Source organism: Xenorhabdus sp. SGI 60 (genome assembly GCF_056632175.1).
Window position 1 is genome coordinate 1,560,935 of sequence record NZ_CP196860.1, and the last position, 13,393, is coordinate 1,574,327.

A 13,393-nucleotide genomic window follows, 5' to 3' on the forward strand; every position below is an offset into this window, starting at 1 on the left:
AAATTCCTTCATTAAACTGAATAAATTCCAACATTATTTATCAAAAGGTGTTTTTTTTGATTATTATAAACATGGTTACTAATAAAAGGCTAATAAACATCCAATAAGGATTTGTAAACATTAACTAATTTAATGTTTTTGGAGATGGGCCTTTTTATTAACTCTTTGAATTATTTTGATTTTATTTGTTTGTGTAAAAGAAAAGGCCAGCCCAAGGGAGATTGAGCTAGCCAAGGAGGTGGTTCCTAGTCTTACAGTAAAAATTTTTTAGTTTTTTATTTTTCAGAACTGATAATACGAGAAATAAATTAGCATTGATGTGATCTATTTCTAAAAAAATAGATCTATTTCTTTAAAATCCTATTTCGAATTATTTCACTTGTCATTCATATGGATGAGGTGCTCTGGTATTACCACCTTTTAAGTTTCGCACAAGTAAAGCATAATTCAGCTTAATTTCTTCAGGAATAGGGAGATAAACGAGATGCCCATCACCCGGCGCAATTTCCACAGCCTGGCCTTTTTTATTTGTCATGGATTCTAACGTGAAGTTAATATTGCCCGATGGCGTCATGAGTTCCAGATGATCCCCGACAAGAAATTTATTCTTCACGGCAACTTCTGCCAGTCCGTTGACACGATTGCCAGTAAATTCACCAACGAATTGTTGAGTGTCTGATACGGAATAGCCGTATTCGTAAGTTTGGTAGGCATCATGAGTATGACGGCGCAGGAAACCTTCAGTATAGCCACGGTGTGCCAAACCTTCTAATGTGGTCATCAATGTTGGATCGAAGGGTTTTCCAGCCGCAGCATCATCTATGGCACGGCGATATACTTGGGCGGTGCGGGCACAATAATAAAAAGATTTGGTACGGCCTTCGATTTTCAGTGAGTGAACCCCCATGTTGGTTAATCTTTCCACATGTTCAATGGCGCGTAAGTCTTTGGAATTCATGATATAAGTACCATGTTCATCTTCAAACGCTGACATATATTCGCCAGGACGTTTGGCTTCTTCTATCATGAAGACTTTATCCGTTGGTGCACCTTGGCCGAGCGTTGGTTCAATGTTTTTAACCGGAATAGGATCGTGCATATGGACAATATTACCAACACTATCTTCCTTGCCTTCCTGCACATTGTATTCCCAGCGACAGGCATTAGTGCAAGTGCCCTGATTGGGATCGCGCTTGTTGATATAGCCCGATAACAGGCAACGGCCGGAATAAGCCATGCAAAGCGCGCCATGCACAAAAATCTCAAGCTCCATATCAGGCACTTGCTGCCGGATTTCAGCAATTTCTTCCAGCGAGAGTTCACGGGAAAGGATGACTCGCGTCAGCCCCATTTGTTTCCAGAATTTGACCGTAGCCCAGTTAACGGCATTGGCTTGAACCGAAAGATGAATGTCTATTTCAGGAAATGTCTCGCGCACCATCATAATTAAGCCCGGATCAGACATAATCAAAGCATCAGGTCCCATTTCTACGACGGGTTTTAAGTCACGAATAAAAGTTTTCAGCTTTGCGTTATGTGGTGCGATATTGACAACGACATAAAAACGCTTACCTAATTCATGCGCCTCCTTAATGCCTTGTGCCAATGTCTCATGATTAAATGCATTATTACGGACACGCAAACTATAGCGAGGTTGTCCGGCATAAATGGCATCTGCGCCATAAGCGAATGCGTACCGCATGTTTTTCAAAGAGCCGGCAGGAGAAAGTAATTCTGGAGTAAACATATTTTTTAACGTTCTCGATCTGAGTTCAAGTCAGCCCTTACCCGGTCTTTATATCATTACTAAGGGTAAGGTTTAAAGGAGGGGGATTTTAACGCCTATTTTATCATTAGCACAAATATATTATGGAAAAGAAAGAAAGTGGAAATGAAAGAAAGTGCGCCGCAGATACGGCGCGAGTCATTAATTGTATCTGTTAATTTTGTTTGGTCAGGTCACGAATGCTTTCTGTTGGACCGATTTTCATGACAGACTGCATAGATTTCTTCATGCTTGCTTCATTGGTGTGAGTTTCACTGATAGCAATAATTTGATGGTTTCGGGCTTTCAGGACAAAATAAGGTTTGCCTGATTTGTTTTTTTTCACTTCATGGCGAGTTTTATCGGGAGAATTAACTTGCACAGAGTGAATGCCTTTATTGGCAGCCGCCTTGGTGGTATACATTTCACTGCTCAGAATAATGTCACCGTTTGCTGCCACCAGATTGAAATAAAATTGCCCGTTCTTTGCTTTCTTAAGATCATAATGCCCAGTAGACATAAGAAATTCTCCTGATTGGGTAATTATCAGCTTAATTTTAGCCTGAATTTTGTACAGTCAAGGGATTTGATGAGAAAAATTTATCCTCTGTCTCACTATTTTATAGAGCATGATAACCATTTTGTCTTGGTTGAACTGCTTCCCAATTGGCTGTTGTACGAATATATTACAGTCTCTCGCAGAGATAACGACACACCGTTGCAATATAACTCGATTAATACAGCCTATTATTAGGAGTTCTCCATGCCTGTAGCTATTTGGGCTTTAGCCATAGCGACATTTGGGATCGCGACAACCGAATTCATTGTCGCGGGTTTACTTCCTGAAATCGCAACCGAATTTAGTATTTCAATACCAACGGCAGGGTATATGGTAACCAGTTATGCGCTTGGTGTATTTGTTGGCGCGCCTGTTCTAATCATATTGGGGGGAGGTATAGAAAGGAAAAAGATGCTTTCCATGTTAATGATATTATTTATTATCGGAAATGCACTGACCACCTTTTCCCCGACATTTTATCTGGCAATTATTGGCCGGATTGTAGCTTCCTTAACCCACGGCGCTTTTATGGGAATGGGTGCGATTATTGCTGCTGAGTTAGTGCCAGACAATAAAAAAACCACTGCGATCGCCTTTATGTTTAGTGGAATGACACTGGCTAATTTGGTTGGAATACCGCTTGGAACATGGATAGGAAAAGCGATTTCCTGGCGCGTCACTTTTGCAATAATTACGACTATTGGCATCATCGCATTAGCTGGGATTTTAAAGTTTTTACCTAAATTCGATCAAAAAGCGCCTGCCAGTATTAAAAAGGAATTGCAGGCGTTCACCAATATCCATGTTCTTTTGGCTATGGGGATCACAGTCTTAGGCCCTGCCGCATTTTTTACGACGATTACTTATATCGCGCCATTGATGATCAACATTGCAGGATTCTCTGAGAGCGCAATAACATGGATCTTGCTGGTGTTGGGGCTAGGGTTTTTCTTTGGCAATATTGTGGGTGGAAAACTTGCAGATAAGGCAATGATGCCATTGCTGTATTGGACATTAGGATTACAGTCCTTAATTTTATTTATTTTCTGGCTTTATGGTGACAATCCGTTCATTGCTTGTTTTAGCCTATTTTTAATGGCAGCATCGGGCTTTGCCACCGTATCGCCAATCCAGCGTCTGGTGATGGATAAAGCTCAGGAGGCTGGTGCGCCTAATCTTGTTTCCTCTGTCAATATTGGATTCTTTAATTTGGGTAATGCAGTTGGTGCATGGTTGGGTGGTGTAATTATCGCATCTCATTATGGCTATACCTCTCTTAATCTGGCAGGGAGTTTATTAGCTTTAATGGCATTGTTATTAGCTGTCATTTCAGGTTTGCTTGATCGTAAAAGAACTCTGAATGTTGAAAAAAGGCAATCATAAGCAGCTAATGAGAGTTGCAGCAGTAACTGGCATGGTTAATGCCGGTTACTGTGCTTCACATCAAACGACAGATTTCAGCTTCCCAACGATAACCTAATCCATAAATGGAGCGGATAAAAGATTTATCCCCATCCAGCTGCTCCAGTTTTCGGCGCAAGTTTTTAATGTGGCTATCAATAGTACGGTCATTCACAATGCGATGATCGTTATAAAGGTTATTTAATAGTTGATCACGGGAAAAAACCCGCCCTGGTTGGCTGGACATAATTTTGAGCAGACGGAATTCAACCGGTGTTAATTCAAGCACCTGTTCAAAATAACGTGCCTGAAAGTGTTTCTCATCAATGGTCAGCGCACCTTGCTCACTGATGATCTCTTTCGGACGGTAACAACGGCGTAAGATTGTCTTTACTCTGGCTACCAATTCCCGCGGGCTATAAGGTTTACAGATATAATCGTCAGCCCCAATTTCTAAGCCGAGCAGTCGGTCAATTTCTTCCGTTTTTGCCGTCATCATGACAATCGGGATATCTGAAAATTTACTCAGTTCCCGACAGACTGACAATCCATCAAGACCAGGCAACATAAGATCAAGCAAGATAATATGGGGATGGAATTTTTGCACATGAGCGATGACTTCATCACCACGTTTGAGCCATTGGGTTTGGTAACCTGCGGATTGTAGATAATCAACCAGTAGTTGCCCCAACTTTGGTTCATCTTCAACGATGAGAACAGTATATTGTGTAAGATGTGTACTCATTGTGTTTCAAGTTCAGAAGATTTAATCAACGGTAATTCTACGTGAATTTTAATACCACCTAAAGGTGAGCTTTCCACGCGAATTATTCCATCATGGGCTTCAACAATATTATAGCAAATCGCCAGCCCAAGCCCTGAACCTCCGCTTGCGCGGTTACGGGAAGATTCGCAACGATAAAAACGTTCAAAAACCTGCTGGCATTGTTGAGCCGTCAATCCAGGCGCACTGTCCTGCATATCCAATATCCATTTTTGCTGATTTGAATATCCACAAATAATTACCTTTCCATGCTTATTTGTGTAACGCAGGCTATTTTCCAGCAAATTATTAAATAACTGTGTTAGCCGATTTGGATCAGCATGCAGTGTTATGTTTTCTTTTAAATTCAATGTCAACATGATTTGCTTATCCGCAAAACGGCCATGATAATTCGCTACGGAGATTTGCAGTAATTCACTGACATTAACAGACTCTTTTCTATAAGCTAGCGAACCACGATCAGAAAGGGATAATAAATGCAGATCGTCTACCAGTTTTGTTAAGGTAGACACTTCCGCAAGCAAGGAATGGAGTGTTTCCTGTGTTGGTTTCCGTACACCATCTTGTAAGGCTTCCAGTTCACCACGCAAAACAGAAAGTGGAGTGCGCAGTTCATGGGAGATATCGGCCATATAATCACGGCGCATCTGTTCATTTTTTTCCAGCGTGCTGGCAAGTTGGTTAAAATCCATTGCCAATTTACCGATTTCATCTTTACCGGATGGAACGACACGAATACTGAAATCGCCTGCCGCGAGTTTATGTGTACCTTCCACTAGCCGCTTAACCGGTCTTAAAAGGCCACGCGAGAGCAGAAAAGTAGCGATTAATGCCAATAAAGTAGAAAAACCGACAATAGCCCAACTGGTGAATTGTTGCTGGTGGGCAAAGCTAATATCAGCCTGACGGGTAATTTTGTCTGATGCACTGACAATGACCCAACCAACAATATTATTTTTATAGGTGACTGGCTCACGATAACTTTCCGCTGGAATGTCATTAGAATGCCCAACCAAACGATTCATGTGAGTATCCACAACCCAAAATTGGGGACGCCAGCCATGATGTTTGGTTTTTTGATAGGGATTGTCACTCTGTTCAATCGTACGGATAATGTGGAATATCGCGCGATCATTCTGGGTCAGAAAATGCCAGTTGCCATATTGCTGGTATTGTTCTGTCAATGCTCGTGCCAGCATATTCGTCCGATTTTGGCTATTTTGTTTAATATAGCCCATAAAACCGTGCTGAAAGCTGAGGTAAATGCCCCAATGCATTGTGATCAATACCAGCATACAAGTGGCAAAAATTGCCAGAAATAATTTACTGCTGATACCCATTTTTATCCTGAGTTTCATTTTGGTTCAACTACTTGGTTCAACTATCTGAGATGATGTGGCTTTGCGAAGGCGCCATTTTTCACGCAATCGGTCAAAAAACAGATATACAACCGGAGTGGTATACAAAGTGAGAAGTTGGCTCACCATCAGGCCACCAACAATCGTGATCCCCAGTGGGAAACGTAATTCTGCACCATCTCCATTACTCAGTACCAAAGGTAAAGCTCCAAACAAGGCAGAAAGCGTTGTCATCATAATCGGACGGAATCGCAATAAACTGGCTTGAAAAATTGCTTCCCGGGCACTGAGTTTGTCGTTTCGTTGAGCTTCAAGGGCAAAATCCACCATGATAATGGCATTTTTCTTGACAATACCAACCAACAGCATAATCCCAATCATGGCGATTAGACTAAATGGTGTATTGAACAGTTCCAAAGCCAGTAAAGCCCCTACGCCCGCAGAAGGCAGGGTAGAAAGGATGGTCAGAGGATGAATATAACTCTCATAGAGTACACCAAGTACCAGATAAACAGTGACTATGGCGGCCAGAATCACCAATAACTGGGAACGTTCACTCTCTTGAAAATCCTGTGCTGTGCCTGCAAAAGAGCTACGTACTGCTGAAGGAACGCCCAGTTCTGTTATTGTTCTTTCTATTGCACTGATTGCATCAGATAGCGTATAGCCTGGCGCCACATCAAAGGCAATAGTAGAAGAAGCTGAAAGTTCCTGGTGATAAATGTCCAATGGTGCATTGGCAGGGCGCCATTGGGCAAAGTAGGAGAGGGGAATGCGTTCTCCTTTGCTATTAATGACAAACATTTTCTCCAATGCACTGGGATCTTGGTTATATTGCGGTGCAACTTCCATGACCACTTTATATTGATTCAAAGGGGCGTAAATCGTGGAAACTTGTCTCTGCCCAAAAGCGTTGTTGAGCAAATTATTTGCCTCAGCAACATTGATGCCTAAACGGGCCATCACATCACGATCATAGGTAATCGCTATTTCAGCACCTTTAGCCTCTTCGTCTTCATCGGCGTTTACATCCACCAATTGAGGCAATTTTTTCAATGCTTTCTTGACGATAGGACTCCATTTACGCAGTTCGTCAAAATCATCCGACAGCAAATTAAACTGATAAGTCGATTTACCTCCTCGTCCTCCACTTCCCAGATCCTGAACAGGAACTAAATATAGACGCGCTCCCGCTTCATTAGTCAGTTTACTTCTTAAACGGGTGATAACTTGTTGGATACTTTCGCTACGCTCTTTCAATGGCTTTAGCGAAACAAACATAAAGCCCGTATTGATGCTGTCACCACCGGTAAAACCCACGACATTATCAACGGTTGGGTCATCATTGACGACCTGCATAAAGCGTTCCACTTTTTTCCGCATAGCCTGAAATGAAATATTTTGATCAGCGACCACAAACCCTAACATTTTCCCCGTATCTTGTTGCGGGAAAAACGTTTTCGGAATGTTGATATAGAGCCAGATATTCAGGGCAATAATGCCGATCAATGCCAACAATACCCAGCGAGTATGATTGAGTATCCATTTCAGTGAACGGGCATAGCCCTGCTGAATTCTCAGCAATACCTTACCGAATCCTCGAGCCTGCTTCTGGGCATTTTCAGGGGTGGATTTGAGCAAATGTGCACACATCATCGGGGTTAAGGTCAGTGAAATTAACAGCGAAATTCCGATGGCGGTTGCCAGTGTGACAGCAAAATCCCGGAATAACCTGCCGAGTAATTCATCGATCAAGACAAGGGGAATAAATACCGCAATAAGTGACAAGCTCATAGCCAGCACAGTGAACCCAACTTCTCTGGTTCCCTTAAGGGCTGCCTGCATAGGAGTTAAACCCGCATTCAAATGGCGGGAAATATTCTCCAGTACCACAATGGCATCATCAACCACAAATCCGGTGGCAATGGTTAATGCCATCAACGAAAGATTGTTTAAGCTGAAACCACATAAATACATGGCCGTAAAAGTACCAATCAGCGATACCGGAACGGCAATTGCCGGAATCAGCGTAGCCCGACCAGAACGTAAAAACAGGAACACGACCAGAATCACCAAGGCGACGGCAATGGCTAATGCACGTTCTACTTCTTGCAGAGAAGCATGGATGGCCGGAGAACGATCCTGGGCAACGTTTAACTGAATATTGGCAGGCAAGGAGGCTTGCAGGGCAGGAAGTTGAGCACGAATACGCTGCACGGTCGAGATAATATTTGCACTGGCTTCACGGCGGATAATAAGAACAATGGCAGACTTATTTCCAGACATGCCGGCGGCGCGGATATCCTCGACCGAATTCTTCACACTGGCAACGTCCTGCAACCTGACAGGTGCTCCATCATTATAATGAACGATAAGTGAGCGGTAACTGTCAGGTGTTTTCAATTCATCATTGGTGCGTAGCTGCCAAATGTGGTTATCGGAATCAACATGACCTGTCGGCAATCGGACATTAGCATTATTGATGGCATTACTGACATCGTTAAGAGAAACACCTTGATTGAAGAGGGCATTTGGATTGAGTTCAACCCGTATAGCCGGTAATGAACTACCGCCAACACTGACTTTGCTGACACCTTCTATCTGAGAAATTTTTTGGGCCAATCGGGTGGAAGCAAGATCATACAGTTGCCCCTCACTATAATTGTCTGACGTGAGGGTTAAAATCATGATTGGAGCGCTTGACAGATTCGCTTTATGATAGCTTGGTTTTCTTGGCATACCGGAAGGTAACAAGCTTTGGGCGGCATTGATGGCAGCCTGAACATCCCGTGCTGCACCATTGATATCCCGACTGAGATCAAATTCCAGGTAAATATAAGACGTTCCCAATGAGCTGGCAGAAGACATCTCTTTTACCCCCGCGATCCTACCTAATGCGCGTTCCAGAGGCGTCGTTACGGAAGAGGCCATCGTTTCTGGTGACGCGCCGGGCATGGAAGCCTGAACCGTTATCACGGGAAAATCAACTTGTGGCAGCGGCGATACAGGTAACAGGACAAAACTGAGCGCGCCACACAGGGTAATGGCTAAACTCAGTAATGTTGTGGCAACTGGCCGCTGGGTAAATAGGGCGAAGAATTTCACAGCGGCTCCTGATGATTAACTGAGGGTTTATCTGGCCTGATTTGTTTATCTTTCTTATTGTTTTTATTTCGACGGTAATGTGCTAATTGATCAAACAGCAGATAAATCACGGGAGTTGTGAACAAGGTTAGGATTTGGCTCATAATCAGACCGCCCACCATACTGACCCCTAGCGGACGGCGCAGCTCTGCACCAATACCCGTGCTCAACATCAGTGGCAATGCGCCCAGCAGTGCTGCCATTGTTGTCATCAATATCGGCCTGAAACGTAACAGGCAAGCCTGATAGATAGCTTCGTAAGGGGTCATTCCTTTTTCGCGCTCTGCTGCCAGGGCAAAATCGATCATCATGATGGCATTTTTCTTGACAATACCAATTAAGAGAATGATCCCAATGATGGCGATAATATCTAGCTCATACCCGCCAGCCATCAGAGCCAATAATGCACCAACACCGGCGGTAGGCAAGGTTGATAAGATTGTGACAGGGTGAATAAAGCTTTCGTACAAGATACCGAGTACAATATACATGGCGACGACAGCAGCCAAAATCAGCCAGAGGGTATTACTGAGCGCGTCCTGGAACGCCAACGTTGCTCCCTGAAATTGGGTAATGATGTCTTTTGGCATTTGGATCGCTTGTTCTGCCTCTTTGACGGCATTGACAGCTTGTTCAAGGGACGAACCTTTCGCTACGTTGAATGAAAAAATGGCAGCGGGAAATTGTTGCAGATGGTCGATAGACAAGTTCCCCAGCCGCTGTTCGACAGTGGCAATAGTTTTAAGAGGGACCATTTTTCCATCAGTACCGGTCAGATAAAGATTGTTTATCGCTTCCAGCCCCGATGAATTCTTCGTATCTTGCTCAAGGATAACGCGATATTGATTTGATTGAGTGTAAATAGTCGAAATCAAGCGTTGGCCGAAAGCGTTATACAAAGCATTATCTACGGCGGTCATAGAGATCCCAAAGCGACTGGCCATATCCCTATTCACATCAAGGTAAGCCACTAGCCCCTGATTTTGCCAATTGTTACCGATATCTATCAATTCTGACCGTTGTTTCAGGGCATGTTGCAATTTGGGCACCCAGACAGCGAGTTCATCAAGCGAAGCAGCTTGCAACGTAAATTGGTATTGCGTGCGCGAGATCTGAGTATCAATGGTCAAGTCCTGGGTTGGTTGCAGGTATAACTTGACATCGGGGACTTTAGCAATTCGCGCTTGCAGGCGTGGGATCACCTCGTCAATCCTATCGTCACGCTCCTTGAGTGGTTTCAACGTGATTTGAAGACGGGCATTATTCAATGTTGGATTGCTACCATCGACACCAATAAAGGTAGTGACATTGTCCACAGCAGGATCTTTTAATAACAGAGCCGTAACTTGTCGTTGCTTATCTGCCATTGCATTGAATGAAATAGATTGTGGTGCTTCCAGTGTACCCTGAATCAGTCCGTTGTCTTGCAAGGGAAAGAATCCTTTGGGGATCATGATATAGAGCAGGGCGGTCAGGGCCAACGTACCGAATGCAACACCAAGTGTAATCCAGGGATGATTCAACACCCGTTTCAGGAAGACTGCATATACCGCAATCATGAGTTCAAAGAAACGTTCGCACGCCTGTTCGAAGCGATTGTGTTTAATATTAGCTTCGGGTTTCAGCATCCTTGCACACATCATCGGCGTTAGCGTCAATGAGACAACGGCAGAAATTAAAATAGCGACAGCAAGGGTGATGGCGAATTCCCTGAATAGCCGACCGACGATGTCTCCCATAAACAGCAAGGGGATCAAGACGGCGATTAATGAGAAAGTCAGGGAGATAATCGTAAAGCCAATTTCTCCCGCCCCTTTTAGGGCGGCCGCCAGCGGTTTTTCTCCCCGTTCAATGTAACGGGAAATATTTTCTATCACCACAATAGCATCATCCACCACAAAGCCAGTTGCAATGGTTAATGCCATTAAAGTGAGGTTATTGACAGAGAAACCGCAAAAATACATCACGGCAAATGTACCTACCAGTGAAAGCGGTACGGCAATACTTGGGATCAAGGTTGCGGTGACATTGCGCAAAAACAGATAGATCACCATGATAACCAGCGCAATAGCCAGCAACAGTTCAAATTGTACATCCTTGACTGAATGGCGGATTGAGACGGTACGATCTGTCAGCATTTTCACGTTGACAGATTTAGGCAGGTTGTTGATCAATTCTGGCAACATGACGCGGATATTATCCGTAGTCTCAATCACATTTGCGCCAGGCTGGCGCTGAACATTGATGACGATGGCAGGTTTTTCATTTGCCCATGCACCCAATTTGCTATTTTCCACTCCCTGTTCAATGGTTGCGACATCACGTAAGCGAATCGGAGCATCATTTTTATAGGCCACGATTAAATTGCGGTAGTCATCAATAAATTTCATCTGGTCATTGGAGGATATGGTGATGGAGCGAGTAGGGCCGTCAAAACTGCCTTTTGCCGAATTCACATTGGCTTTCATGATGGCAGAACGGATAACGTCGCTGTCTAATCCTTGGGCAGCCAAAGCCTGCGCGTTCAATTTCACGCGCACAGCGGGACGTTGCCCACCCGCCAAGGTCACCAAGCCGACACCACTGACCTGGGAAATACGCTGGGATATGCGCGTTTCTACCATATCTTGTACCTGACTCATCGGCAGGGCATCAGAGGTTACGGCCAGCGTCAATATAGGCGGATCAGCCGGATTAACTTTGCTGTAAATGGGGGGATACGGCAGATCATCGGGCAACAGATTACTGGCCGAATTGATCGCCGCCTGTACGTCTTGTTCTGCCACATCCAAGGGCAGTGAAAGCTGGAATACCAACGTGATAACAGAAGCTCCACCGGAACTTCTGGATGACATTTGTTTTAAGCCGGACATCTGACCAAATTGGCGCTCCAGCGGTGCAGTGACAGCGGATGTCATCACATCTGGATTGGCACCAGGATACAGTGTAACCACCTGAATAGTTGGATAATCCACTTGCGGCAATGCAGAAACTGGCAGCATCCGGTAACCCATTAGCCCGGCCAGCAAGATCGCAATCATAAACAGTGTCGTGGCAACAGGGCGCAGGATAAACAGGCGGGATGGCCCTCCGCCGGTCATTGGAGAATCAGATTGCATCAGGAGTTCTCCATCTTACCGTTTGCTTGCTCTGGATTTTTCTTATTTTGATCCGCATCAAGTGCTTCGATTGTCAAAGGTTTGACAATCTCAACCTTGGCGCCTTCGGTCAGGTTGTCAATACCATCAGTGACGACATGCTCACCTGCTGACAGCCCGCTATTGATGACCGCTAATTGATTATCTTGCAGACCTGCAACGACCTTATGTTTACTAACTTTGTTCTCTTTATCCACTTTCCAGACGAAATTACCGCTATTTCCCATTTGTAATCCAGCCGTAGGGATCGCGACGACATCATTCAGCGTATTGACTTTCATCTGAATATTGACGAATTGATTAGGGAACAGCACATTATCTTGATTATTGAATTGAGCCTTCATCTTGATCGTGCCGGTAGTAACATCAATCTGATTATCGATACTGATGAGTTTTCCTTGTGCCAACTGCTGCTGATTATTGCGATCCCACGCAATGACAGCCACATTTTTGTGATCTTTTTGCGCCTTTAACACAGCACCAATATCGTTTTCAGGCAGGGAAAACACGACATCAATAGGATCGACTTGCGTAATAACGACGATTGGCGTTGCTCCTCCACCCGATACGTAGTTGCCGATGTCAATACGTTTTAATCCGACGCGACCGGAAATCGGTGCTGTAATACGGCTATATGCCAATTGCAGTTTGGCTTCGTCAATATCTGCCTGGTCGGCCTGTAAACTGGCTTCGCTCTGGCGAACCAAAGAAATTTGTTTATCCAGATCTTGCTGAGAGATAAGTTTATTTTTCGCTAATTGCTGAAAACGGAGCAAATCCTGTTTAGTGTTAGCTAATGTTGCTTGATCTTTGGCGTATTGTCCCTGTGCTCTTGCAAGTTTAACTTGAAAAGGACGAGGATCGATTTCTGCCAGCAAATCCCCTTTTTTGACGTATTGACCTTCATTAAAATGCAGGGCGATTAACTGACCTTCCACCTGGCTGGTGACAGTGACGGTATTGGCTGCCAGAACCGTTCCTAATCCTCCTAAGTAATGGGGTATCGATTTGATTTCAGCCGTCGCTACTTGCACCGGTGGTTGAGCGGGGTTAGGTTTTGATTCTGCATTCTGAGAGTCACCTGCTGATGAAAGTACGTTGAAGTATTTCCACGCAAAGAAAACTGCCCCGACGATCACGGCTAGCACTGCAGTGAGTCGGAAAAAGTAGGAACGGCTTTTATTATTCATTTGCTCGACATTCTCTTAGTGTTATGGCGGTAAC

General features: G+C 44.2%; 8 protein-coding genes. 1 reads left to right on the forward strand and 7 read right to left on the reverse strand.

The genetic code is table 11. From position 1 onward, the window contains the following. Window positions 1-382: 382 nt before the first annotated feature. The gene (trhP, locus tag ACSJJG_RS07530) at window positions 383-1,747 is read right to left on the reverse strand and encodes a prephenate-dependent tRNA uridine(34) hydroxylase TrhP (RefSeq protein ID WP_481088991.1); all 1,365 of its coding nucleotides are present in this window, start codon (window positions 1,745-1,747) and stop codon (window positions 383-385) included. Between the two features lie 193 nt (window positions 1,748-1,940). Continuing rightward, window positions 1,941-2,285 (reverse strand): YegP family protein, encoded by a 345-nt coding sequence (locus tag ACSJJG_RS07535; RefSeq protein ID WP_481088992.1) that lies wholly within the window; start codon window positions 2,283-2,285, stop codon window positions 1,941-1,943. 243 nt (window positions 2,286-2,528) lie between these two features. Between ACSJJG_RS07535 and ACSJJG_RS07540 the strand changes: the two genes are divergently transcribed. Next, complete coding sequence (locus ACSJJG_RS07540) at window positions 2,529-3,707, forward strand: MFS transporter (RefSeq protein ID WP_481088993.1); 1,179 nt, start codon at window positions 2,529-2,531, stop codon at window positions 3,705-3,707. A 55-nt stretch (window positions 3,708-3,762) separates the two neighbouring features. Here the strand turns inward: ACSJJG_RS07540 and baeR are convergent, their stop codons facing one another. From baeR to ACSJJG_RS07565, 5 genes are read right to left on the reverse strand one after another with little or no spacing between them, the layout of a single operon-like run. Continuing rightward, entirely contained in the window at window positions 3,763-4,470 is a 708-nt protein-coding gene (gene baeR / locus ACSJJG_RS07545) for an envelope stress response regulator BaeR (protein WP_481088994.1), read from the reverse strand. After that, the gene (baeS, locus tag ACSJJG_RS07550; protein WP_481090399.1) at window positions 4,467-5,855 is read right to left on the reverse strand and encodes an envelope stress sensor histidine kinase BaeS; all 1,389 of its coding nucleotides are present in this window, start codon (window positions 5,853-5,855) and stop codon (window positions 4,467-4,469) included. Before baeS ends, baeR begins: the two co-directional genes overlap by 4 nt. Window positions 5,856-5,873: 18 nt before the next feature. Continuing rightward, complete coding sequence (gene mdtC / locus ACSJJG_RS07555; RefSeq protein ID WP_481088995.1) at window positions 5,874-8,972, reverse strand: multidrug efflux RND transporter permease subunit MdtC; 3,099 nt, start codon at window positions 8,970-8,972, stop codon at window positions 5,874-5,876. Continuing rightward, window positions 8,969-12,130, reverse strand: coding sequence for an MdtB/MuxB family multidrug efflux RND transporter permease subunit (locus tag ACSJJG_RS07560; protein ID WP_481088996.1), 3,162 nt, complete (start codon window positions 12,128-12,130; stop codon window positions 8,969-8,971). The genes mdtC and ACSJJG_RS07560 overlap by 4 nt, the downstream gene beginning before the upstream one ends. After that, a complete protein-coding gene (locus ACSJJG_RS07565; protein WP_481088997.1) occupies window positions 12,130-13,359 on the reverse strand; it encodes an MdtA/MuxA family multidrug efflux RND transporter periplasmic adaptor subunit in 1,230 nt (409 codons plus the stop codon). Before ACSJJG_RS07565 ends, ACSJJG_RS07560 begins: the two co-directional genes overlap by 1 nt. Window positions 13,360-13,393 lie beyond the last annotated feature (34 nt).

Coding starts and splice junctions, on each gene's coding strand:
- ACSJJG_RS07560 (WP_481088996.1), bottom strand. CDS start 12,130: ATGCAATCTGATTCTCCAATGACCGGCGGAGGGCCATCCCGCCTGTTT.
- trhP (WP_481088991.1), bottom strand. CDS start 1,747: ATGTTTACTCCAGAATTACTTTCTCCTGCCGGCTCTTTGAAAAACATG.
- ACSJJG_RS07540 (WP_481088993.1), top strand. CDS start 2,529: ATGCCTGTAGCTATTTGGGCTTTAGCCATAGCGACATTTGGGATCGCG.
- baeR (WP_481088994.1), bottom strand. CDS start 4,470: ATGAGTACACATCTTACACAATATACTGTTCTCATCGTTGAAGATGAA.
- ACSJJG_RS07565 (WP_481088997.1), bottom strand. CDS start 13,359: ATGAATAATAAAAGCCGTTCCTACTTTTTCCGACTCACTGCAGTGCTA.
- ACSJJG_RS07535 (WP_481088992.1), bottom strand. CDS start 2,285: ATGTCTACTGGGCATTATGATCTTAAGAAAGCAAAGAACGGGCAATTT.